We start from the raw sequence: 24298 nt of genomic DNA, 5'->3' as shown, positions 1-24298 counted from the left end.
CGCGAGGGAGGGGCGCCAGGCACTTACTTGGACAGTTGTTGCCAGAGGAAGGTGTAGGCCAACGCGCTCATGTGCGCGGCCTGGGCGTTGTTCGCCGCGCCGCCATGGCCACCCTCGATGTTTTCGTAGTAGCGCACGTCCTTGCCGGCGTCCAGCATCATGGCCGCCATCTTGCGGGCATGGCCGGGATGCACGCGGTCATCGCGCGTCGAGGTCATGAACAGGGTGGGCGGATAGTCCTTCCTCGCGTCGAACAGGTGGTACGGCGAGAAGGTCTTGATGAACTCCCAGTCGGACGTGTCGGGATTGCCGTACTCGGCCATCCACGACGCACCGGCCAGCAGGTGGCTGTAGCGCTTCATGTCCAGCAGCGGGACCTGCACCACCACCGCACCGAACAGTTCCGGGTATTGCGTGAGCATGTTGCCGGTCAGCAGGCCGCCGTTGCTGCCGCCCTGGATGCCCAGGTGCTTCGGCGAGGTGATCTTGCGGGCGATCAGGTCCTGCGCGACCGCCGCGAAGTCCTCATAGGCCTTGTGGCGATTGGCCTTCAGCGCCGCCTGGTGCCAGCGCGGACCGTACTCGCCACCGCCACGGATGTTGGCGACCGCGTACACGCCGCCCTTCTCCAGCCAGCCCTTGCCGACACCGCCGGAGTAACCCGGGGTCATCGAGATCTCGAAGCCGCCGTAACCGTACAGCAGCGTCGGCGTGCTGCCGTCGTACTTCAGGTTGTCCGGGCGCACGAGGAAGTACGGAATCTTGGTGCCGTCCTTGGACGTGGCGAAGTGCTGCTCGATCTTCTTGCCCGAGGCATCGAAGAAGGCCGGCATCGACTTCAGCTGTTCCGGCTGCTGGCCCAGTTCGACCAGCGACAGCGTGGTCGGGGTCAGGTAGTCGGTGACGGTCATCCACACCGCATCGCTGTCGTCGCTGTCGACCGCACTGACACTGATGGTGCCGAAGCCCGGCGCGCCGGTGAAGGCGCTGGTCTTCCAGCCCGTCGCCGACGGCGTCAGGATGCTGAGCTTGTTCTTGACGTCGTCCAGCACGTTCAGCACCACGTGGTTCCTGGTGACCGACATGCCGGCGAGCGAGGTCGTCGGGGTCGGTTCGAAGAGCACGTCGAACGTGCGCTTGCCGGCCATGAAGTCGTCGAACTTCGCTGCCAGCAGCGAGCCTGCCGCATAGGTCTTGCCACCGACGGTCCACGGCTCGCGCAGTTCCAGCGTCAGCCACTCGCGGAACACGCCCTTGTTGGCGGAGTTCGGCGCGTCGACCTTGGCCAGCGTGCCGTCGGCGCGACGGAGGTAGAGCTCGTCGTTGTAGAACGCCAGCGTGCGGCTGACGAAATCGCGCTGGAAGCCCGGCGTGTCGTCGTGGTACGCGGCGATGTACATGTCGTCCGGCTTGCCTTCGTAGACGACCTTCGCGCTGTCCAGCGGCGTGCCGCGCTTCCACTCCTTGACGATGCGCGGGTAGCCCGAGCTGGTCATGCTGCCCGCACCGAAGTCGGTGTAGACGTAGACGGTGTCGGCGTCCTTCCAGCCCAGCGCGCCCTTGGCTTCGGGACGGTAGAACCCGTCGGCCAGGAATTTCTTGTTGGTCAGGTCGAACTCGCGGGTCTCATCGGCATCGGCCCCGCCGCGCGACAGCGCGATCAGGCAGCGCGCGTAGTCGGGCTTGCGGCAGTCGGCGCCGTGCCAGACCCAGTTCTTGCCCTCGGCCTTGTTCAGCGCGTCCAGGTCGAGCACGGTCTCCCACTGCGGCTGGGCCTTGCGGTACTCGGCCAGGGTGGTGCGCCGCCACAGGCCGCGCTCGTGCTGCTGGTCCTTCCAGAAGTTGTAGTAGTAGTCGCCGATCTTCTGCACGCCCGGGATCTTGGCGTCGGAATCGAGGATGGCGCGGATGTCCGCTTCCAGCTGCTTGAAGGCCGGGGTCGAGGCGATCTCGGCTTCGGCCTTGGCGTTGACGCCCTTCACCCAGTCGAGCTGTTTCTGGCCCTCGACGTCTTCCAGCCAGGCGTACGGGTCGTTGGACACGTCAGCCTCCTTGGCGTGCGCGGGGGCGGACAGGGCGCCCGCTACAGCGAGGCCGGCGGCCAGGCAGGCGTGGGTGAGTCTGGGCATGAGGGGTGGCTCCGGAGGTGCAGTTCATGAACATGTCACGCTAGCACAAGGCCCGGAGGCCACCCCCTGCCGAAGGTCAGGCCGCCCGGGACAGACGCGCCGGCGCGGACCGCAGCCGGCGCGCCTGCGGACCGCGACGCCGCCGCGATGCCGCTGCGACGGCAGCAAGCCCCGGCATCCTGAACCGGTGCAGGGCCCACCATGCCACGGCGGGCATCCCCACCAGCCACAGCGGCAGCCAACCCAGCGCGTCGGTGCTGGCGCGCGCCAGCGGCAGCAGCAGTACCAGCGCCACGCCGGTCAGGACCAGCCTGCGCAGCATGCGATCCAGCGCCGCATCGGGACGGTCGGACGATGCCGCGACGGGAGAGACGGAGGAAACGAAGGACATGGCGATGAACTCCTGTGACGTGATGTCGGCTGGACGTCACAGTCGCGCAGGTCCATCTCACGGGTTGCGACATCAGCGGTTAACATCTCCATCGCATCCTGATGGCTAGCGTGTCCGTATGACGGGGAGAACGGAGTTCCACATGCCCATGCTTTTGTTTTCCCGTGTCGCCCGCTTTGTCCTGTCCGCGTGCCTGCTATTCGTGGTCGCCGGTTGCGGGCATCGTGGCGCAGTCAGGGAGGATCCCGCGGCCATCGACCTGCCGCGCCTCATGGGTACGTGGCGCGTGATCGCGCATATCCCGTACTTTGCCGAGCGTGGCCACGTGGCGGCGCGGTACGAGTACGCACTGCGCGACACGGACAAGGTCGCCGTGGCCTACCACTACCGGGAAAGCTTCGACGCGCCCCAGCAACAGCGCGATGCACGTGCATCGGTGAAGAAAGACAGCGGCAACCGCGAATGGACCCTCTGGTTCGTCGGCGTCGTGCCGGCCAAGTGGCGCATCGTCGAGGTGGCGCCGGACTACTCCTGGGTGATGGCGGACTATCCGGGCCGCGACATGGGCTGGATCCTCGCGCGGGACGCCACCATGGATGATGCCACCTACCAGGAGCTGGTCAGGAAAGCGCGTGACCATGGCATCAATGCGCGCCAGCTGGTACGCGTGCCGCAGGTGCCGGATCAGGTGGGGACGCCGGGGTTCGGAGCGCCGAAGGAGCCGTGACGAGCGGATCGAGGGAAACCGCTCACGTGCGAGCAACGCAAGTCGCGAAGTTTTTCAGTCCATCCGGAAGGTGGTCGCGACTTGCTTCGCTCCCACGCCCGTATCACCTGCAGCGTTACTTCTTCTCGTAGTTCGACAGTGCCAGCTCCAGCAGTGCCTTCGCCTGCTCGCGCAGCACGGCAGGCTCGACGATCTCGGCATCGGCGCCGTAATGCAGGATATCCATCAGCAGCTCGCGCGAGACGCTGTAGGGGATCTTCAGTTCGTAACGGCCATCCGGCAGGTGCCGGCCCTGTTGCTTCGAGTGCCACTGCTCGTCGGCAACCCAGCGCGCGGCCTTGGCACTGAACAGGATCGTCGCCCAGCCTTTCGGTTCGCCGGAGAAGATGCCGTAGCTCGACGCCAGGTGCTGGTTGAGTTCGTCGTTGGGAAGGTCACGGGCGGGTTCATCGACCATCCTCGCATTGCCCACGCGGTCCACCGCGAAGCTGCGCAGCGCGTTGCGCTCATGGTCCCACGCATCCAGGTACCAGTTGTCGCGGTAGTGGGTGATGCGCTGCGGCGACACCGTGCGGCGCGTGCGCTCGTCGGTGGAGCGTGCCCGGTATTCGAAGTGCAGCTGCTTGCGCTCCAGCACGGCCGAGGCGACGGTGCGGAAGCTGGCTTCGTCCAGCGTGCGGCCGCGATGCGGGATGACGCGTACGCGGTCGACCGGCCACTGGTCGACGCCGGCGTGGTCGGCCAGCAGGCCCTCGATGCGCTTCTGCAGCGGCGCCAGCGCACCGGACAGCACGCCGCCGCCCGTGCGCACCAGCAGCTGCTGAGCGGCGAGCAGGGCGTACAGCTCTTCCGAACTCAGCCACAGGCCAGGCAGCTCGAAGCGTTCGCTTTCGGCCGCGTGGTAACGGAAACCCGCTTCGCCGTCGCCCTCGATCGGCGCCATCAACGCATCGCGCAGGTACGCCAGGTCGCGATACGCCGTGGCGCGCGAGCAACCCAGTTCCTCCTGCAGCCGCTTCACGGTGACCGGATAGCGCGCGGCCTTCAGGATGCGGTGAAGGGCGGTGATGCGTTCGATCTTGTCCATGGTCGGCACGGCAGGGGGCGTTCGAGGATTATCACCGACGGGTGGCCGTTTTCGTCGCCTGCCTGCCGTTGGAGACGGTGAAGGGGCGAACGCCGGCGGCGGCTTCGGCCCGTGCGGTGCCTGGTGATGCGGCGTGTCCTCGCCGTCGCGGCACCCTCAACGCACGGACCGAAGGCGCTGTCGCGGTGGGATACACCACGCTTCGTCGCCACTGTGTCGACGCCGCCTCCCGTCCGGTCGCCGTGCCGAGCGGATGACGGGCAGTTCATTTTGGATGCCACAGACTCCGCCAACGCGATGCGGGGGTGACAGGATGTCAGCAGAAGGCCGGAGCCGCGCCGTGGCGGCCGTGATCGTGGTGCTGATCCACGGAGCGGTGACATGGGTACTGGTACGCCCCCCGGGGTGGCTTGTCGGGAAGAGTTCCCCGTCACCCGTGCTGCGAGTGCGGTGGATCGAACACGCACAGCCTGCCCTGCCGACATCGCCGCCCGATGCGCATGCGACGCCTGCGCCCTCGGCCGATCCTTCCGCACCATCACCTGACCCGGGTCGTGTGGCGAGGTCGCTGGATCCCACGCAGCGGCCTCCGGATGTGGCGATCTCCGCATCGAAACCCGACTATCTGGCGCAAGGCGCCGTCTGGGCGGCGGAAAGCGCGCCGGCGACCGATTTCCAGCCCGGACTGATGGCCAGCCGTGTTCCGAGGCTACCTGGCGGTGCTTCCGGCGGCCGCTTCCACATGCGAGAGCCACCATCGCCGCAAAGGACATTGCAGGCGATCGGCAGGATGCTGGCCGGGCCTGACTACACCACCGACCCCTGTCCGCGCATGCACGACAACGTCCATGGTCTGCTGACCGACACCAGCGATGAGGGGCGCCGGCGGCTGGCGTGGGAACTGCGGGAATACCGGGACCGGTGCCGACCGTGACGGGGTTCCGGGAACAGGCCGTCGGGCGTGGCAGAATCCAGGCCGCGAACCTGAATCGGAACAAGCACTTGGGTTGTGGCCGACGTCTGCCCTGCCTACCATGTAACCGGTTTCAGTCACTCCTCTCTCCGAGATCCGCCATGCCCCCCCGGATGCCCCTTACCCTGCTCGCCCTTGCACTGTCGGCAAGCGGTGTACTGCAGGCGCACGCGACCGATGTGCTGCTGCCCCGCAACGAAAAGGTCGACGCGCCCAAGGCGGGCAAGGGTTTCGGCAAGCAGGAGGGCATGGCGCTTCCGGTGGTCTCGATGGCGGTCCGTCCCATCCCCGAGACCCCCCCGACACCCGCCGCCCCTCCTCCGCCGACCCCCAAGCTCACCGGCGGGGGCGAACTCGGCTTCGCCGCCGCCAGCGGCAACAGCAACAACGAGAGTTTCAACGGACGGCTGGACCTGACCTACACCGATGGCGGCGCATGGCGCCACAGCGGCAGCCTGTTCGGCCTGCACTCGCGTTCGGAATACATGCGCACGCAGGAAGACGGCAGTGCCGTCCGCGACACGCGCACCACGGCCAATCGCTACACGGTGACCGCCAACAGCGCCTACCTGATGGACGATCGCGGCACGCTGAACACTTCGGTGCGCCATGAGAAAGACGATTTCGGCACCTACAGCCGGCAGCAGTCGGTCAGCCTGAGCTACGGCAACCGCGTGATCGAAAACGAACGCGCGCACCTGGACCTGCAGGTCGGGCCGGGCTACCGCCGTGCCTACGACACGCTGGATGCGCGCACGGAAGCCGGTTTCATCGGTCGTGGCCTGATCGACGTGCGCTACGCACTGAGCGAGAACACCGAGATCGTCAACAAACTGCTGGTGGAGTCGGGCGACTACAACACCTTCGCGCAGAATGACCTGGGCGTGTCGGTGACGATGAACTCCCACCTGGCGCTGAAAGCCGGCTGGCAGGCGCGCCACAACAGCGACGTGGCGCCGGACCGCAAGCGCACCGACACGCTGACCACCATGAACGTGGTCTACCGCTTCAAGTAAGCGCGCCGCACGACGCTCAGGCGAGGAACGCGCCTGCGCCCTGCTCCAGCAACCGAGCGGCGACGCGGCGACCGAGCGCGTCGGGATCGGCGAGCGGGCCATGGGCCTCGGCACGCAGGACCTGGCCGTCCTGCGCAGATCCGACCAGCCCGGACAGCACCAGGTCGTCGCCTTCGCGCCGCGCGAAGGCCGCTACGGGCACGTGGCAGCTGCCGTGCAGGGCGCGATTCATCGCCCGCTCCGCCTCCACGCAAATGCGTGTGGGGGTGTCTTCGAGCGCGGCGAACAGGGCGTGCATCGCGGGATCGTCGGCACGGCACTCGACCGCGACGGCGCCCTGGGCCGGCGCCGGCAACCAGTGCGGCGCGTCCAGGCGCGCGCGGATGCGCGCGGCGAACCCGAGCCGTTCCAGGCCGGCGCACGCCAGGATGATCGCGTCGTACTCGCCGGCGTCGAGCTTGGCCAGGCGCGTATTGACGTTGCCGCGCAGGTCGACCAGTGCCAGGTCCGGCCGCTGCGCACGCAGCTGCGCCTGCCGCCGCAGCGAAGATGTGCCCACGCGCGCGCCGTGCGGCAACGCGTCGATGCCGGCATGCAGGTTCGATACGAAAGCGTCGGCGTGATCCGCTCGCGCCAGGATGGCGGGCAGCGCGAACGGCCCTTCCAGCTCCATCGGCACGTCCTTGAGCGAATGCACGGCGCAGTCGGCGTCGCCGCGCAGCATCGCCAGTTCGAGCTCCTTCAGGAACAGCCCCTTGCCTCCGATCGCGGCCAGCGAGCGGTCGAGCACCTCGTCGCCACGCGTGCTCATCGGCACCAGCTCGACCGCCAGCCCCGGATGCGCGTCACGCAGGCGGTCGGCGACGTGTTCGCTCTGCCAGAGGGCGAGCGGGCTCTTTCGGGTGGCGATGCGCAGGGTGGTCATGCGGCCATTATCCCGCATGCCGCCATCGCGGCGGCGATCAGAGCGCCTTGACCGTCTCGCGCAGGCCGGCCACGCAGCGGCGGCTCACTTCCAACGGGGCCTTGCCGTGGCGCAGGATGGCCTGGACATGGCCATCGCCGATGCGCTTGATCTCGACCAGTTCGTGGCGCGCGACCAGGCAATTGCGGTGGATGCGCACGAAGCGGCCGCCGAACTCCTCTTCCAGCGACTTCAGCGACTCTTCGATCAGGTCCTCGCCGCGCGCGTGGTGCACCACCACGTACTTCTCCTCGGCCTGCAGGTAGTGCACTTCGTCCACCGGAATCAGGCGCAGGCTGCCGCGCAGGCGTGCGCACAGGTGCGTGCGCGGCTGGCTGTTCGAGGCGGCGGGCGGCTGGCTTTCGCGTCCGGCGATGAAGGTACGCGCGCGCTCGACCGCGGCGGCCAGGCGCTCGGGACGGATCGGCTTCATCAGGTAGTCGATGGCCGCGGCCTCGAACGCCGACAGCGCGTGCTCGTCGTAGGCGGTGCAGAACACCACGGCCGGCCGCGGGTCGAACGCCGCCAGGTGGCGGGCGGCCTCCAGTCCGTCCACGCCGGGCATGGCGATGTCGAGCAACACCATGTCGGGGCGATGCTGCGAGCAGGCCTGCAAGGCGTCCAGGCCGTTCTCCGCCTCGGCGACCACTTCGATGCCCGGGTGCTCGGCCAGCAACGCGCGCAGGCGCTCGCGGGCGAGGGACTCGTCGTCGGCAATGACCACTTTCACGGCAAAGGCGTCCTCGATGAACGTTGGCGTGATCCCCCGCGGCCTAGGTTACCCATCGCCGCGCCCTGCGTCATCCTTCCGGGGACGCGGGGGAATTACAACGCAAACCGCCGCGCCATCCAGTCACCGAGGTCACGGATCTCGTCTGCGCAGACCTGATGCGCCATCGGGTAGCGGTGCCACTGCACCGCAAAGCCCAGGTCGCCGAGCACCCGCGCGCTCTGTTCCGCGTGGACCAGCGGAATCACCGGGTCTGCGGCACCGTGCGCCATGAACACCGGTTGCGCCGTCGCCGCCTGGGCCAGGTGACCTGCGGCCTGCGCGGCACCCGGCAGATAGGTCGACAGCGCGATCAGCCCGGCCAGCGGCACCTGCCGCCGAAGCCCGGCGGCCAGCGTGATCGCGCCGCCCTGCGAGAACCCCGCCAGCAGCAGGCGGTCCGGCGCGATGCCACGTGCCTGCTCGCGCTCGATAAGCGCATCCACGTGGGCGATGGATTCCTCGATGCCGGCACTGTCCGCGCGCGTCGGGAAGTCCATGCCCACGATGTCGTACCAGGCGCGCATGCGCACGCCATTGTTGATGGTCACGGCGCGCACGGGCGCATGCGGGAACACGAACCGCAACGCCGGCCAGCCCGGCCGTACCAGCTCAGGCATGAGCGGTGCGAAGTCGTGGCCATCGGCGCCGAGGCCATGCAGCCACAGCACCGACCATGAAGGCGCGGGGCCGGTTTCCTGTTCGACAGCATCGAGGATGGGGGAGGCGGAAGAGGTCGTCATGCCGCCATTCTCGCCGCAGAGGCGCACGGACACCACTCAGCCGCCGCCTTTCTCCGCGTCCGGCAGCCGGAACCGCACGGTGCGGCTCGAGGCATGGGCCTGGCCGGTGGCTTCGAAGCGCCAGCGCTGCGCGACGGCCAGCGCCGACGCGTCGAACATGCCGGACGGCGTCGACGACACCAGGCGCACGTCGCGCACGCTGCCATCCGGCTGGATGGTGAAGGCCACGTCGGCCTGCCCCTCGATGCGGGCGCGCAGGGCGGGCAGCGGATACCGGGGTTGCGCGTCCTGCACCAGCCGCGGCACGCGCGGCGCCTGGACGATGCGAGGCGTCGCGTCGGGTGGAGCGGGCAGCTGCGGCGTTCCCTGCGTCGCCTGGGTTGTTTGCGTGGACGCGGGCGGCGGCGATGTCGGCGAGGATTCGACGTCCCTCGACGGCAAGACCGTGGTTGCAGGCGCGACAGCGGCCGACGCCGTGGAGCGGGCGGGCGCAGCAGCGTCGATGGTCGAGGTCTGCACGGCGACCGTCGCCTGGGCGGCCTGCGCGCGGGCGAGGGTCGCCATTGCCGCGCGCAAGCGTGGCAGCGCGGGTGCCCGCGCATCGATGCGTTCGATCAGGTTCCGCAAGCGCACGGCTTCTACGCTGTCGCCGCGCGCGATCGCCTGCTCGGCCGCGATCAGCACGTACGGCTGCAGCTCGGCCAGCGCGGCATCCGCGCGCGCCTGGTCCGTCGCCGCCGCGCGGGCCGCGAGATAGTGCTCCACGGCATTGTTGCCGGCAGGCGACAGCATCCGGTGCTCGGACAGTGCGCGCGTGGCGCGCGCGTAGGGATCCGTGGACACGTCCCCGGCATCCACCGCCACGATCCCCGCGGATGAGGCTCCCGCCGGAAGGACCGCCGGGGGCGGCGAGACCTCCCGGCACGCCGTCATGCACAGCACGGCTCCCATTCCGATCCACACCCAGCTCGTTCTCATGCGCATCCCCCTTTCGCGGCCGGCAAGCCTAGGTGGCGTTCATGACCGGGGTGCGTCAGCCGTGCCCGCACCCTGCGTCCTGCTCCGGGACCCTGACGGAAAAGGGGTGCACGGAGAGGTCATTGCCGGGCTGCCCGATGCCGGGCCATCGCTGGAACCGTTTGCACGCGCCGCCGCGGTCCGCAGCACGCGGGACTTCAGGTAAAGTGCGGCGATCTCGGGCCGATAACGCGGTATATCGTCCCTCTCGGGAACGACTGCACAGGGAATACGGTGGCGAACCCGGTCCATCAGGCGGCAACCGTTCTTGGGGAAGAACCGACCGTGAGGCCCACTGCCATCGCCATGCCGTCCCGTCTCGCCGATGGCGAGCCCGATGTGTCCTGGGTCATCGACCACAGCGACAACGCCATCGTCGTGTGCGACGACAGCGCGCGCATCACCTGGATCAACCAGGGCTTCACGCGCATGCTCGGCTACACGCAGGAAGAAGTCGTGGGAAGGCGCCCGAGCGACTTCCTCGCAGGGCCGCACACCGACCCCGAAACGGTCGAATGGGTCCGCGGGCAGCTGCACACGCAGCAGGGCTACCGCACCGAACTGCTGGTGTACGCCAAGAACGGCGTGCCCTTGTGGATTTCCGCGGTGGTGAACCCGGTGTTCGATGCGGACCGCGACAGCCGCTATCTGCTCGGCGTCTACACCGACATCACCCACAGCAAGCTGCACGAGGAACTGCACCGCAAGGTGCTGGGGGCGATCGTCCGCGAACAGCCCGTGCACGACGTGCTGACCCTGGTCTGCCGCGAGGTCGAGAAGGTCATGCCGGAAGCGGTGGCCTCGGTGATCGGCCTGGACGACTACGGCCGCCTGCGTCCGCTGGCGGCACCCAGCCTGCCCGAGACCATCGGGGCGATGATCGATGGCGAACTCGCCGGGCCGATGGTCGGTGCCTGCGGATCGGCGGCCTGGAGCGGACAACCGGTCGAATGCAGCGACATCGAACGCGACCCGCGCTGGCAGGCCTACAACGCGCCCTTCCTCGCCGTCGGCATCCGCGCCTGCTGGTCCAGCCCCATCAAGGGCAACGACGGACGCGTCCTGGGCACGTTCGCCCTCTACTACTGGGAAAACCGCGCGCCGGACGACTTCCACCAGCGCGTGGTCGACGTGTGCCTGCACCTGTGCGCGCTGGCGATGGAACGCGAGCGCGCCCGCGTACGCATGCACCAGCTGTCCTTCTTCGACGCACTGACCGGCCTGCCCAACCGCGCGCTGTTCAACAGCAAGGTCGAGCAGATGCTGCTGGCCGCGGCACGCAGCGACAGTCCCGTGGCGTTGCTGTTCGTCGACATCGACCGCTTCAAGATCGTCAACGACACCCAGGGCCATACGGCCGGCGACACCCTGCTGCGCGAGCTGGCGAAACGGCTCGGCGGCGAACTCCGCGACGGCGACGTGGTGGCCCGGCTGGCGGGCGATGAATTCGTCCTGGCCGTCCCCGGTCGCACGGCCGAGGAAGCCGCCAATCTCGCGGACCGGCTGATGGCGCGCCTGTCCGAGCCGCTCAACGCAGGGCGGATGATGCTGACGCCGCAGGCCAGCGTGGGCGTGGCGATGTTTCCCGCCGACGGGTGGGACGTCGATTCGCTCGTGCGGCACGCCGATATCGCGATGTACCGCGCCAAGTCCGAAGGCGGCGCGCGCATCGTGTTCTACAGCCTGGAAATGAACCAGGCCATGCAGGAGCGCCTGGCGCTGGAAAATGCGCTGCGCGAGGCGGTCCGCAGCGGCCAGCTGCGCCTGCACTACCAGCCGCAGGTCGCACTCGACGAGGACGCGACCCTGCATGGCGTGGAGGCCCTGCTGCGGTGGCGACACCCGGAGATCGGCGAGATATCGCCCGCCACCTTCGTTCCGATGGCCGAGGAGTGCGGACTGATCGACGAACTGGGCCGGTGGACGCTGGAGGAGGCCTGCACGCAGATGGCGGACTGGCGCCGTCGCGGCGTGCCGGTACCGCGCGTTTCGGTCAACCTGTCGGCGATCAATTTCGAGCAGCAGGACCTGCCGGCCTTCATCGGCAACGTGCTGGGAAAGTGCGGACTGTCGCCGGACGAACTGATGGTGGAAGTGACCGAGAGCGTGATGCTGGCGGAGAAGCCGGAAGTGCTGGCCAACATCGATGCGATCCACCGGATGGGCGTCAGCCTGTCCATCGACGACTTCGGCACCGGCTACTCCAGCCTCAGCCATTTGCATCGCCTTCCGATCAGCGAACTGAAGCTGGACATGAGCTTCGTGCGCGACCTGGAGCACAGCGAGTCCGCACGCGCGCTGACGACGTCCATCCTGCGCATAGGCGACAGCCTGTCGTTGAAGGTGGTGGCGGAGGGCGTGGAGAATGCGGCGCAGCGCGCGGTGCTGGCTTCGCTCAATTGCGATCTGCTGCAGGGCTACTACGTCTCGCGCCCGCTTTCACCGCACTCGCTGGAACGTTGGGTCAGCCTGCAACCACCGGAGGCCTGACCGCTGCGCCGCCCTCGCGTTCGAGCAGGAAGGCGAGCGCGTCCCCACAGGGCGCGGCGATGCGGAACTGCAGCAGATCGTCGGCGCGCGTACGGCCCAGGCTGACTGCCACCACCGGGATCCGCCTGCGCACGGCCGCGTGCACGAAGCGCAGCCCCGAATAGACCATCAGCGACGAACCGACCACCAGCAGCGCATCGGCCCGGTCGACGTGGGCCATCGCCGTTTCCACGCGCGGGCGCGGCACGTTCTCGCCGAAGAACACCACGTGCGGCTTCAGCATGCCTCCGCACGCTTCGCATGCAGGCACGTGGAAGCGCTCGAAATCCTTTTCCTCCAGGTCGGCATCGCCGTCGGGTGCCGTGCCCGCCTGCAGGTCGATCCATCCGGGATTGGCCTGCATCAACCGGGCCTGCAGTGCGGCGCGCGGCGTCACCTCGCCGCAGGCGAGGCAGACGACGCCATCGAGCCGCCCGTGCAGGTCGATCACCGCGTGGCTGCCGGCGGCCTGGTGCAGGCCATCGACGTTCTGCGTCAGCAGTACTTCGCAGCGCCCCTGGGCTTCCAGCGACGCCAGCGCGCGATGCGCATCGTTCGGCCGTGCCGTCGCCACGCGCGGCCAGCCGATCATGCTGCGCGCCCAGTAGCGATGGCGCGTGGCGGTGTCGCCGGTGAAGGCCTGGTAGGTCACCGGCGGCGTGCGCTTCCACGCGCCCTGCTCGTCCCGATAGTCGGGAATGCCGGACGCGGTGCTGCACCCCGCCCCTGTCAGGACGAACAGCCGGCGGTGCGCCGCCACGAAATCCTCGAGTCGCGTATCGCTCATGCCCGCAGCATAGGCGATGCGCAGGCTGGCGTGCTCAGGGCCGGGGCGCGGGGCAGTAGCTGCGCAGGTAATCCATGTGCGCCGGCATCCGCTGGGCAGTGCCCACCACGCGGCTGCGGATGTCGTCGAGGAAGCTGCGCAGCTCGTCCGGCGGGATCGCGTCCGCCGTCGGGTGGTAGCGCTTGGGCACGATACCCTGGCCCATCATCACCTGGATCCAGGAGTTCTCGCCGAACAGTTCGCCCGGCACGTGGAAGACGGTGCCGGTCTCGCGGAACAGCTCGATGCGGTGGCGCAGCGTGGCGGGGATGTCCATCTCCGCGATCTCCCGCCAGTACGGCGAATCACGCCGGTCGGTGAGATGGTAATGCATCACCACGAAGTCGCGGACGTGTTGCAGCTCCTCGTCCAGGCGCGCGTTGTACTCATCGATCGCCGGCTGGGTGACCACCTGCGGGAAGTTCTGCAGCAGGTGCACGATGCCGCGCTGGATCAGGTGGATCGTGGTCGATTCCAGCGGCTCGATGAAGCTGCCGGCCAGGCCGAGCGCCACGCAGTTCTTCGACCAGCACTGCTGCCGTTGCCCGGGCCGGAAGCGGATCGGCCACGGCTGCTTGATGACCTCGCCCTCGACACTGCCGAGGAACTCTTCGCGCGCCTCGTCGTCGCTCATGTGCCGGCTGGAATAGACGATGCCGTTGCCCACCCGGTGCTGCAACGGAATGCGCCACTGCCATCCGGCCTTGCCGGCGATGGCACGGGTGTAGGGGACCGCGTCGCGCACCGCCGTGGTCTGGGTGGCCAGGGCGCTGTCGTTGAACAGCCAGTGCGACCAGTCGGTGAAGCCCACGCCCAGCGTCTTGCCGATCAGCAGTGCACGGAAGCCGGTGCAGTCGATGAAGAGATCGCCTTCGAGGATGTCGCCGTTCTCCATCTTCAGCGCGGTGACGAAACCCGAGCCGGCCTCGGTCAGCACCTCGGCGATCTTGCCCTCCACGCGCCGGGCGCCGTGGCGCTCGCTGAATTCCCGCAGGAATTTCGCGTACAGGCTGGCATCCATGTGGTACGCATAGTGCAGCCCCCCATGGGGGAGATGCGCGAAGCGATCGCCGAGGGCCGCCTTCAGCTCGAGGCAGTAGTCCTCGTAGCCGCTGGCCATGCCTTCCTGGCGGCCACGCAGCCAGAAGTGCTGGAACCCCGTGGTTCCGCGCTCCTTGCCGCTGAAGCCGAAGGAGTGGATGTAGCGGTGCCCGTTGTCCAGCCAGTTCTCGAACGATATGCCGAGCTTGATGGTGCCCTGCACCGCCGACATGTACGCCTGCTCGTTGATGTCGATCATCCGGTGGAAGCTCAGCAAGGTGGGGATGGTGGCTTCGCCCACCCCCACGGTGCCGATTTCCTCGGACTCGACCAGCGTGATGTCCAGCGTCTTGCCCAGTACGCGCGATATCGCCGCCGCGGCCATCCATCCGGCCGTGCCGCCGCCGGCGATGACCACGCGCTTCACGGGTCGGTTGCTGGAATCGTGGATCTCGTTGCTCACGGGCAGGTTCCTGGGATTGCGGTCAGCGGTTGATGCGCTTGAGCAGGCGTGCGCGCAGTTCGCGCGCACGTGCCTCGTCCAGCGGGGACAGCAGGCGGCGGGCCTGCTCGGGAATATGGGCGGCGGTGTCGTCGTCGGCCTCGAACACGTAGTGGCGGAAGACGTCCTTCCACGCGTCGCGCTCGTGCCGCGGAAGGTCGCGCACCGTCATCAGCGCGTACATCAGGGCGTTCATCGGCGTGTCCATCCAGTCGGGCACGTCGCGCCACCAGTAGTTGACCAGAACGTTGAACGGCTCCAGACCCTCCATGTGGTGCCACCACAGGCTGGGGATCAGCACGGCGTCGCCGGGCCCGAGGTCGGCCACCTGCGCATGCCGCATCGCCTCGGCGAAGCGCGGGAAGCGCACCAGGTCCGGCGCGGCGAAATCGACCAGGCTGATCGCCTGCCCCGCCGGCGTGAAGTCGAGCGGACCGATGTACAGGTTGCGCAGCTGGTCGGGGGGAAACAGCGTCACGCGGCGGCGCCCGGCCACCACGCAGGCGAGGTTGTCCGGCACGTCCTGGTGCGCCGCGATGCGCGTGCGATTGCCGATCCAGATGCTCGCGAGCGGATCACGCCCGGGCAACGGCAGGTCGTTGTCGCGCCGGAAGCCCGGCAGCCACGTGTCGAGGGTCGTCGACGCCACGTAGATCATCGGCGGCGCGGCGTGGTCGGCGTACTTGACCAGCGTGTCGAGCACCGTGGGCAACGGGATCTGCTCCTGGCGGAAGTCCATGCCGCTCAGATCCTCGTTGTAGAACACCCGGCCACCGGTCGCGGGGGCCGCGACCGTCGCGACCACGGGGGGTGCGTCCGCGCGCACGAAGCCATGCAGGTAGGCCACGGCCGCACGCATGGATTCGCGTGCAGCCGCCACCATCGGCCAGTGGTCCACCAGGCCCCGCAGGACCACGGGTCCCGACGATGCGGGCAAGGAAAGGGCGTCGCGCGCGTCGCCGCGGAACTCCCGGATGGGCTCAGCGTCCGCGAGCACGGCTCCGGTTCATCCTGTCGATCAGCCCGCGGAAGTTCGAGATCGACGCCACCGCCATGAACACCGGCTCCAGGTGGCCGGCGGCATGCAGCCCGCCGAGCGCCGCCGCGTCCAGGTCGCGGAGGCGGTCTTCGTTGATGGTGTAGTAGCCGGCCAGGCGGTTGAGCGACCCATCGTCCAGTTCGACATCGAGCGCGAACGATTCCAGCAGGTCGAGCGCGAGCAGCGCATCGACGAAGGCCGGCACGCGCTCCAGGCCGTTGTGCAGCGTGAGCAGCACCGAGGCGATGCGGTCCAGGTACTCGGTGTTGCCGCCGTGTTCGCGGAACAGCGGCTGGCCGTCGGCACTGCCCACCCGGGGATGGTCGAGGTCGATGTGCACCGTCATCTCGTCGCCGGCGCGGCCGATCAGGAACGGCTGCCGCTCGATCGCCAGCGGCAGGTAGTGGGCGTCCCAGCGTTCGCCGTCGAGGAACAGGTTGCGTCCCTCCTCGAACCCCAGCAGGGCGACGGGCGAGAACGCACCCCGTGCGTCCTTGCGGAACACGATGGGATAGCAGGCCTGCAGGTCGCGGAACTCGGCGGGGAACGTGGCTGCGAAACCGACGTCATCGCCCAGGTGCGCGCCGCGCCGGGTATCGATTCGCAGGTCCCTGTGGTCGATGTTGTTGACCTGGGCGTGTCGTGGCATGCGGGCATTCGTCCTAGATGCGCGGCATTCCGCGCGTCATCACATGATCGAGCATCTCGCGATGCCCGGGCAACGCCGACAGCATCTTCCTCGCGATGTCGGCGGACTGGCGGAAATACTCTTCGGAACGGCGCACGTCGTCCATGCGACGCGTGGTGGGCCGCGCCTCCGGCGTGAACCCCATGCCGTAGAGGATGAACTGGTAGCTCGCGGAGGGGAACACCTCTTCGACCCGGTTGAGGTCGTAGCGCGACGGGGGCTGGTGGCGCCAGAACGCGAGCAGGTCGCGCAGGCGCTCGGGTATCGTCTCGGGCCGGCGGTTGTCGCGCCAGTAGGCGCTGTCGTCCCGTTTGCTCAGTACGTAGTGCAGTTTCAGGAAATCGACGATGCGGTCCCAGCGGTAGCTGAAGGTATCGTTGTAGCGCCTGGCCACGATGTCCATGGCCGCGCGCGTGGCGGGCATCTGGTCGGCGAGCAGGCCCGCGGCCAGCTCGACCATCACCAGCGAAGATGCTTCCAGGGGCTCCATGAAACCGCTGGAGAGTCCGACCGCCACGCAGTTGCGGTGCCACGCCCCCCGGCGGAAGCCGGGTCGGATCACGATCTTCGGCAGCGTGTCGATGTCCTGCTCGCGGCCACCGGTCGCCACGATGTAGCGTCGCAATGCGGCCTCGGCGGCCTCGTCGCTGGTATGGGTGCTGGAGTAGACGTGGCCGATACCGCGACGGCTCTGCAAGCCGATGTCCCAGATCCAGCCTGCCTCCTGCGCCGTCGAGATCGTCTGGCAGGCGATCTCGACGGTGGGGTCGGCATAGGGCACCCGCGTGGCGATGGCCCGGTCGTTGAACAGCACGTCCTTCTGCGACTCGATCCCGACACCGTAGTGCTGGCCGATCAGCAGCGCGCGCATGCCGCTGCAGTCCACGAACAGGTCGCCTTCGATCAGGCCATGCTCGCGCGTGAGCAATCCCGCGATGTCGCCGTTCTCGTGCGCCACCACCTCGACCATGTGGTCGGACACATGGCGCACGCCGAGCTTCTCCACGCAGTGCCGCCGCATGAAGACGCCCAGTTTCGCCGCATCCAGGTGGTAGGCGTAGTTGGCCACGGACGCCCATTCCGGTGTGGAAAACTGTTTGGGCGACTTGCCCGCCTCGCACAGGTGCGCCTGGAAGCAGGTCAGCAGGCTGAAGGGCACGTCGCGGTGCGCCATCCAGCCGGCGGCCAGATGGGTTTCCAGGAAGCCCGGGGGCAGCACGAACGGATGGTGGTAGTAGTCGCCTTCGACCTCTTCGCGCCAGCGGACGAACTTCGAGCCCTGCTTGAATGCCGCGTCGCACTCACGGATGAAGTCCGTTTCGCTGACGCCCGTCCTGCGCAGGGTATCGCGCATGGTGGGCCATGTTCCCTCGCCCACGCCCACCGTCGCCACGTCGGGCGATTCGATCAAGGTGATCCGCAGTCCGGCGTCCGACGCGGCCTGGTGTTCGGCGGCCAGCACGGCGGCGGTGAGCCAGCCGGCCGAACCGCCGCCGAGAATGACTACATGTCTGACAGGAGAATCCACGCCGCTACCTCGTCTTGGCAACCGACGGGCGGAACCCGGACGGTCCGCCCCCAAAACCAAAGCCGCTGGAGACCAGCGGCTTGGGCGATGCTGCCCGGGTCCTGGCCGGACCCGGGCATGTCGTCGAACGTCAGCGGAAGTTGTAGCGGAAACCGAGCATGTAGCGCGGGCCGGTCTGGGTGCCGTAGAACAGGATGTTCTCGTTGCGCTCGCTGAGCCGCGCGGTCTCGTCCGTCAGGTTGACGCCCTCGAACTGCACGGTGAAGCGGTCGCTGAACTTGTAACCCACGCTCAGGTCCCACTGGCCGTATGCTTCCACGTACACCGGGTTGTTCTTCGCAGGGTCCGCGGCATCGCCGTCGTACTGGCCGTTGAGGAACTTGTCGCGCCAGTTGTACGCCAGGCGCACCTGCCACGGTCCCTTGTCGTAGAAGCCCACCAGGTTGGCCGAATCGCTCAGGCCGATGAGCACCTGCTGCGGGCCCTTCGCATTGTTGTCGTAGGACAGGCTGTCGCTGTCGACGATGGTGTAGTTCGCCGCCACGCCGAAACCGCTGTCGCCGAACATGTGCTGCAGGGCGAGCTCGAATCCGTTGAGCTTGTGCGAGCCCGCATTGCCCGGGATGGTGACGTTGTACACCGTCAGCGGATCACCGGGGACGCCGGTGATCTCGCCGTTGGAGCCCGCGGTGCTGTCCACGCCCGGCTGGCCATCGAAGTTGGCGAAGATGTACTGCCGGATGCATCCCACGTCGGCGCTGCCGCAACCGCCGGCGATCGCCGCGTTCCAGTAAGCGCCGCCGACGGGCGTGGGCAGGCTGAAGAGCGTGTCCTGGAACGAGCCGGCGCCGCTGTCGATGTAGTTCGAGATGTTCTTGCGGTAGTAGCCCACCGAGAAGTAACTGGCGTCGGCGTAGTACCACTCGTACGACAGGTCGATGTTCTTGGAGAGCAGCGGCTTCAGGTTGGGATTGCCGGAGTTGCCGCTGCCGCCGTTGACGCGCAGCAGCGGGCTGACGGTCTGTCCGCCCTGGATGTCCTGCCAGCCCGGACGGCCGAGCGAGTGGCCATAGCTGGCGCGCAGCACCATGTCCTCGGTGATCTCGAAGCTGGTGTCGATGCTCGGCAGGAAATAGTCGTACTCACCGGTCATGGTGGTGAACGTCTTCTCGCCCATGTCGGTGAAGAACTCGTTGTCCGCCACCCAGCGCACGAGCACCGGCGTGTCCACCTGCGCCGCGGATTCGATCTCGGTCTTCTCGTAGCGCACGCCCATGGCCAGGTTGATCGGGATGCGCGTCTGCCAGCTGGTGCTGTACTGCAGATAGGCGCTGCGGGTCTTTTCGGTCGTCCGCAGGTCGGCGCGATTGAAGTCGTCCGGGCGGCGGGCCAGGTCGGGCCTCCCGGTGAAGTCGCCCACGGCCTGGCGCATGCGTTCGTAGTCGAAGACCAGGAACTGGCTGCTGAAACGCGGATCCTTGTAACCCGGGAACGCGTCGAAGTAACGCGCCATGTCGTCGATCTGCCACAGGCTGTTGTCGAAGTCCGACGCGAGCCCGATGCCGCCCCAGTCGGCCGCTTCGTTGATGCCCCACGCGGTACGGTTCTTGACCTCCGTGTTGGCCACGCCGAACTTGAGGTCGGAGTAGTCGCCGAACTTGAAGGTGCCGCTCAGCTGGCCCTGGTCGACTTCGCCGCGCGAATAGCCGTTGACGAACTGGCGGCCGGTGACGCGCGCCTGCGACGGATCGACACCGGTGACGCCCGGCGCCAGCGTGTAGTTCAGGATCGGCAGCTCACCGTCGAAATAGACGGTGGTATCGCCACGGATCCACGCGGCCGTACCGATGTTGCCCTGCGAACCCCAGTCGCTGTCCGGCGAGAGTTCGGCGGTGGAGCGGTGGTAATCGAACGCCAGGTCCAGCGCGTCGGAGACGGCCCACTCGACGTTGAAGCCGACCGACTCGTTCTCCGCCTTGGTCGCGCTGATGCCGCCCGCCATCGCCAGGTCGCTGCACCCTTCGTAGGTGCCGTTCGGATTCTGCGTGCCGGTGCACGGGATGAGTTCGCGGTAGAACACCGGGCCTGCGGCCGGACCGTCGGTCCAGGCGCTTTCCTGGCCGACGAAGTTGAACCACACCGACATCTCGTTGCGGCGCTGCTGGATCTTGTTTTCGGAGTACGTGTAGTCCAGCGTCGTGGTGACGCGATCCGACGGCGCCCACTGCAGCGTGACCTGTCCGTTGGTGCGCTGGCGCTGGATGCCGTTGACGCTGTAGTTGAGGTTCTGCGGTACCGAGTACAGATCGGTCGGGCCCGGCAGGTTGTCGTTGCCCGGCGTGCCGGGTGCGATCGCGCCCCAACCGCCTTCGCCACCGAAATGGGTACGCCAGCCGGCGGTCACGCCGACCTGGCTGAAGCCGCTGTCGCGTTCCTGGTAGCTGCCGTTGACGGCGATGCCGAACTTTCCGTCGGCGAAGGTCTGGCTGAAGATGCCCGACATCTCGCCGGTCCAGTCGTCGCCCTGCATGATCTTGGGCAGGTTGCCGTTGGACGTGTCGTGGACGGTCTTGACGCCCAGGTTCAGGAGCGGTGCGCTTTCCAGCGGCCGGGCCGTCTTGATGTTGATCGTCGCACCGATGCCGCCGGTCGGATTGGAGGCCAGGCCGGTCTTGTAGACCTCGATGGCCGATACCGCTTCGGACGCCAGGTTCGCGAAATCGAATGCACGCGAATTGGATGCCGAGAACCCGTTCAACAGCGCGCCGGGCATCTGGCGGCCGTTGAGGAGCACCAGGTTGTGATCGGGACCGATGCCGCGCACCGTGACCTTCGAGCCCTCGCCGCTGGGCGTGCGATCGATCGACACGCCACTGATGCGCTGCAGGGATTCTGCCAGGTTGGTATCGGGGAACTTGCCGATGTCCTCGGCCACGATGCCATCGACGACGCCCTGCGCATCGCGCTTGAGGTTCATCGACGATTCGAGACTGGCGCGGATGCCGGTGACAACGATGGTGTCGAGTTCGGTGGGCTCGGCGGTGGCCGGCGCCGGCGTGGCGGTGCCTTGCGGCTCGGACTGCTGGGCCCACGCGGGACCTGCGATGACCAACAGCAATGCGGATGTCAGCACCCGCTTTCTTGGAACGGATTGCACTTGCTTCATGGACTTTCCCCTCTCCGGAAATTCACGAACGATGTTTTGGACTGGAACGCGGGTTGTCGCCTCCCCCTACATTGGGGCGCATTGGACGCGCGATTGACAGCGTTGTCAACTTTCCGGAAATCCGCTTTCGTTTTAAAGAAAACCCCTTGTTTTCAGCTACGAAATTGATGGTGCGACGCAGCTGAAATCGTTTTCTCGAAACTCACACATCCATTGATCGGCGAAAGAATTTCAACCGGAACGTACGTAAGGTTTTCTATTGGTATGGCATGTGCGCCAACCATCGCACGCACGCAGCATGAGCCGCGACCCAGCCACGCCACGGCGACGGGCACGCGGGGATCAGCGCCTGGCGGGGCTTTGCGTCGACTCGCGGAACAGCACTTCGTGCTCGACGTGCACCATGCCGCCGCCACCGGCCGTGCGGATGCGCGAAAGCAACTGCAGCGTCGCGAGCTTGCCCATCTCGGAGGTGGGCTGGCGCACGGTGGTGAGGGCGGGATAGATGTGCCGTGCGATGGGCGTGTCATCGAAGCCGCAGACGGATATGTCGCGCGGCACCACCAGGCCGCGCTCGCAGGCGGCGCGGATCACGCCGGCCGCCATGTCGTCGTTCGCGGCGAAGATCGCCGTGGGCGGCTGCTGGAGATCGAGCAGCGCATTGCCCGCCTCGATGCCCGACTCGAACGAGAACGCGCCCTGCACGACCAGATCCGCGTCGTAGGCCAGGCCGGCCTGCTTCAACGCGTCGCGATAGCCCTTGTAGCGCCACTGGCAGGCACCATGCGCGGGCGGACCCTTGATGTGCGCGATGCGGCGGTGACCCTGCGCCACCAGGCCGGCCATCAGTTCGAGTACCGCCGCGGTTTCGTCCATCATCACGCCGATCCTGCCTTCCGGATGCTTGGGCGCGATGCTGGCATAGGGCACCTGGTGTTCTTCGAGGAACGCGAGTACCACCGGGTCGTCGGTCAGCGGGGGAATGAGCACCACGCCATCCGGCGCGAAATGCTCGAACACCACCTTCAGGTCGTCGGCCTTGCGCTGCTTCGGTGAAGCGACCGGCGCCAGCACCAGGTTGTAGTGGTGGTCCCGGCAGGCATCCAGCATGCCGCTCTGGATTTCCATCAGGTAGTTGCGCGATGGATTGTTGTATACCAGGGCGACCACGTAAGAGCGCTGGCCGGCGAGGCTCCGCGCGGAGAGGTTGGGCCGGTACTGCAGCTTCTCGACCGCCTTCATCACCCGCTGGCGCATTTCCTCGCGCACGTTGGGTTCGTTGTTGAGCACCCGCGACACGGTCTTCATGGACACGCCGGCGGCGGCGGCCACGTCCTCGATCCGACTACGCATGGGGTTGCTCCCACTCCATTCCGACCACCCTCCCGGCACGACGCCGGATTCTGACAGCGATGACCATCGCTTGGATACACATCGCCGCCCCCCATCACCCTTCGCCATCGACGCCATCCGACCGGCGACTCGACCCTCGGCGCCTTGCACGCAAACACGTGCTGCACGGCAACACGCGCCTGCGTACGACGCGCACGGAAAGCACGGCGCACGCACGCTTCCCGCGCTACCCCGAGCCATCGATTGACAGCGAGATGTAGCAACGGTATGACAGCGCTGTCAACTACCACGCGTCCGACGCGGCGACGCGGGATCGGACCGTTCCCACCCCTGCGAGGTTCCTGCATGCGCTACACGCGACTCTCTTCCGCTGCCGCGATCGGCATGGCACTCGCCGCCACATGGACAGGCGCCAGCGCCGCCGAACCCAAGGAGACGCCCATGCGACCTGCCACCGTGACCCTCTACACGACGGCGCAGGGCACCGCGCACCGGTTGAGCCAGACCGGGACCGTCACCCTGACGGCGGGGCACCGACTGACGGAGGTCGAGAACTCGGTCTTCGTCGATCCCACGAAGACATTCCAGCCCCTGCTGGGGATCGGGGGTGCCATCACCGATTCCACGGCCGAGGTCTACGCGACGCTGTCGCCGGCGAAGCAGGCCGAGTTCATGCGCGCGTACTACGACGGGAAGGACGGCATCGGCTACTCGCTGGCGCGCACCACCATCCACAGTTCCGACTTCAGCTCCGCCAGTTACACGTACATCGAGGAGGGCGACAAGGCGCTGGCGACGTTCTCCGTCGACCATGACCGGAAGGCGCGCATCCCGATGATCAAGCAGGCGATCGCCGCCGCGGGTGGCGCGTTGCCGCTGTACGCCAGCCCGTGGAGCGCACCGGCCTTCATGAAGACCAACGGGCACATGCTCAAGGGGGGCGCGCTGCTGCCCGAGTACCGGCAGGCGTGGGCGAACTACTACGTGAAGTTCATCCAGGCCTACGAGAAGGAAGGGATTCCGGTCTGGGGCATCACGGTGCAGAACGAGCCGATGGCCACCCAGACATGGGAATCGATGCTGTACACGGCCGAAGAGGAGCGCGACTTCCTCAAGCTGCACCTGGGCCCGACGATGCACGCGGCGGGCTACGCCGACAAGAAGATCATCGTGTGGGACCACAACCGCGACATGATGCTGTACCGCGCGCAGGTGATCCTGGGCGACCCGGAAGCGGCGAAGTACGCATGGGGACTGGGCTTCCACTGGTACGAGACATGGGCCGGCTTCGATCCCATGTTCCGCAACGTGGCCGCGGTGACGGAAGCCTTCCCCGACAAGCCGGTGCTGCTGACCGAAGCCGCCGTGGAGAAGTTCGACCCTGCGCGCTACCAGCACTGGCCGAACGCCGAACGCTACGGCACGTCGATGATCAACGACTTCAACAACGGCGCCGTGGGCTGGACCGACTGGAACATGCTGCTCGACGAGAAAGGCGGCCCCAACCACGTGGGCAACTACTGCTTCGCGCCGCTGCACGCCGACACCCGCACGGGGGAACTCATTTACACGCCCAGCTACTACTACATCGGCCACTTCTCGAAGTTCATCCGGCCCGACGCGCGCCGCGTCAGCACCGCCACCAGCCGCAGCACGCTGCTGGCGACGTCCTTCGTGAACCCGGACGGACGCCTGGCGACGGTGGTGATGAATCCGACCGACAAGGACATCGCATACAACTTCTACGTCGGCCAGGCCTCGGGCGTGGTGACGATTCCCGCGCGCGCGATCCAGACGCTGGTGCAGTAGG

Annotated in this window: 19 protein-coding genes; 5 read left to right on the top strand and 14 right to left on the bottom strand. The window is 67.5% G+C overall.

Annotation, left to right across the window (positions count from 1 at the left end; all coding sequences use genetic code 11):
- Positions 1-23: 23 nt before the first annotated feature.
- A complete protein-coding gene (locus tag CYU89_RS05530) occupies positions 24-2129 on the bottom strand; it encodes a prolyl oligopeptidase family serine peptidase (RefSeq protein ID WP_296279231.1) in 2106 nt (701 codons plus the stop codon).
- 76 nt (positions 2130-2205) lie between these two features.
- Positions 2206-2520, bottom strand: coding sequence for a hypothetical protein (locus CYU89_RS05525; protein WP_296279230.1), 315 nt, complete (start codon positions 2518-2520; stop codon positions 2206-2208).
- Between the two features lie 142 nt (positions 2521-2662).
- On the opposite strand from CYU89_RS05525, the gene CYU89_RS05520 reads away from it, so the two are divergent.
- Positions 2663-3247, top strand: coding sequence for a lipocalin family protein (locus CYU89_RS05520; protein ID WP_296279229.1), 585 nt, complete (start codon positions 2663-2665; stop codon positions 3245-3247).
- Between the two features lie 115 nt (positions 3248-3362).
- On the opposite strand, the gene CYU89_RS05515 is transcribed toward CYU89_RS05520, so the two are convergent.
- Entirely contained in the window at positions 3363-4334 is a 972-nt protein-coding gene (locus tag CYU89_RS05515) for a YafY family protein (RefSeq protein WP_296279228.1), read from the bottom strand.
- 595 nt (positions 4335-4929) lie between these two features.
- On the opposite strand from CYU89_RS05515, the gene CYU89_RS05510 reads away from it, so the two are divergent.
- Both CYU89_RS05510 and CYU89_RS05505 read left to right on the top strand, forming a co-directional pair.
- Positions 4930-5268, top strand: a complete 339-nt coding sequence (locus tag CYU89_RS05510) for a hypothetical protein (protein ID WP_296279227.1) — start codon at positions 4930-4932, stop codon at positions 5266-5268.
- A gap of 152 nt (positions 5269-5420) precedes the next feature.
- Positions 5421-6323 (top strand): DUF481 domain-containing protein, encoded by a 903-nt coding sequence (locus CYU89_RS05505; RefSeq protein WP_296279226.1) that lies wholly within the window; start codon positions 5421-5423, stop codon positions 6321-6323.
- A gap of 16 nt (positions 6324-6339) precedes the next feature.
- Here CYU89_RS05505 and hemC read toward each other — a convergent pair whose 3' ends face one another.
- From hemC to CYU89_RS05485, 4 genes are all read right to left on the bottom strand, one after another.
- Positions 6340-7248 carry a hydroxymethylbilane synthase gene (hemC, locus tag CYU89_RS05500; protein WP_296279225.1) on the bottom strand — a complete coding sequence of 303 codons (909 nt, stop codon included), beginning with the start codon at positions 7246-7248 and terminating at the stop codon, positions 6340-6342.
- A gap of 37 nt (positions 7249-7285) precedes the next feature.
- Positions 7286-8017, bottom strand: coding sequence for a LytTR family DNA-binding domain-containing protein (locus tag CYU89_RS05495; protein WP_296279224.1), 732 nt, complete (start codon positions 8015-8017; stop codon positions 7286-7288).
- A 95-nt stretch (positions 8018-8112) separates the two neighbouring features.
- Positions 8113-8799 (bottom strand): alpha/beta hydrolase, encoded by a 687-nt coding sequence (locus CYU89_RS05490; protein WP_296279223.1) that lies wholly within the window; start codon positions 8797-8799, stop codon positions 8113-8115.
- Between the two features lie 36 nt (positions 8800-8835).
- A complete protein-coding gene (locus CYU89_RS05485) occupies positions 8836-9642 on the bottom strand; it encodes an energy transducer TonB (RefSeq protein ID WP_296279222.1) in 807 nt (268 codons plus the stop codon).
- A 480-nt stretch (positions 9643-10122) separates the two neighbouring features.
- On the opposite strand from CYU89_RS05485, the gene CYU89_RS05480 reads away from it, so the two are divergent.
- Entirely contained in the window at positions 10123-12306 is a 2184-nt protein-coding gene (locus CYU89_RS05480; RefSeq protein ID WP_296279221.1) for an EAL domain-containing protein, read from the top strand.
- Here the strand turns inward: CYU89_RS05480 and CYU89_RS05475 are convergent.
- The 7 genes from CYU89_RS05475 to CYU89_RS05445 form a co-directional block, all read right to left on the bottom strand.
- Positions 12281-13132 (bottom strand): NAD-dependent protein deacetylase, encoded by an 852-nt coding sequence (locus CYU89_RS05475; protein WP_296279220.1) that lies wholly within the window; start codon positions 13130-13132, stop codon positions 12281-12283. The genes CYU89_RS05480 and CYU89_RS05475 overlap by 26 nt on opposite strands.
- A gap of 34 nt (positions 13133-13166) precedes the next feature.
- Positions 13167-14675 carry a tryptophan halogenase family protein gene (locus CYU89_RS05470; protein WP_296279219.1) on the bottom strand — a complete coding sequence of 503 codons (1509 nt, stop codon included), beginning with the start codon at positions 14673-14675 and terminating at the stop codon, positions 13167-13169.
- A gap of 22 nt (positions 14676-14697) precedes the next feature.
- A complete protein-coding gene (locus tag CYU89_RS05465) occupies positions 14698-15690 on the bottom strand; it encodes a cupin-like domain-containing protein (RefSeq protein WP_343125244.1) in 993 nt (330 codons plus the stop codon).
- Positions 15691-15694: 4 nt separating this feature from the next.
- The gene (locus tag CYU89_RS05460) at positions 15695-16402 is read right to left on the bottom strand and encodes a SapC family protein (RefSeq protein ID WP_296279218.1); all 708 of its coding nucleotides are present in this window, start codon (positions 16400-16402) and stop codon (positions 15695-15697) included.
- Positions 16403-16415: 13 nt separating this feature from the next.
- The gene (locus tag CYU89_RS05455) at positions 16416-17969 is read right to left on the bottom strand and encodes a tryptophan halogenase family protein (RefSeq protein ID WP_296279217.1); all 1554 of its coding nucleotides are present in this window, start codon (positions 17967-17969) and stop codon (positions 16416-16418) included.
- A gap of 130 nt (positions 17970-18099) precedes the next feature.
- Positions 18100-21135 carry a TonB-dependent receptor gene (locus CYU89_RS05450; protein WP_296279216.1) on the bottom strand — a complete coding sequence of 1012 codons (3036 nt, stop codon included), beginning with the start codon at positions 21133-21135 and terminating at the stop codon, positions 18100-18102.
- A 342-nt stretch (positions 21136-21477) separates the two neighbouring features.
- Positions 21478-22488: a LacI family DNA-binding transcriptional regulator gene (locus tag CYU89_RS05445; RefSeq protein ID WP_296279215.1), complete on the bottom strand. Its 1011-nt coding sequence runs from the start codon at positions 22486-22488 to the stop codon at positions 21478-21480.
- 441 nt (positions 22489-22929) lie between these two features.
- Here CYU89_RS05445 and CYU89_RS05440 point away from each other — a divergent pair, with 441 nt between their 5' ends.
- A complete protein-coding gene (locus tag CYU89_RS05440; RefSeq protein ID WP_296279214.1) occupies positions 22930-24297 on the top strand; it encodes a glycoside hydrolase family 30 protein in 1368 nt (455 codons plus the stop codon).
- Position 24298 lies beyond the last annotated feature (1 nt).

The sequence above is a fragment of the Pseudoxanthomonas sp. genome, assembly GCF_002863005.1.
Taxonomy (GTDB): domain Bacteria; phylum Pseudomonadota; class Gammaproteobacteria; order Xanthomonadales; family Xanthomonadaceae; genus Pseudoxanthomonas_A.
The sequence above is the reverse complement of the archived record's forward strand: the minus strand, read 5'-3'. Positions and strand labels throughout refer to the sequence as shown.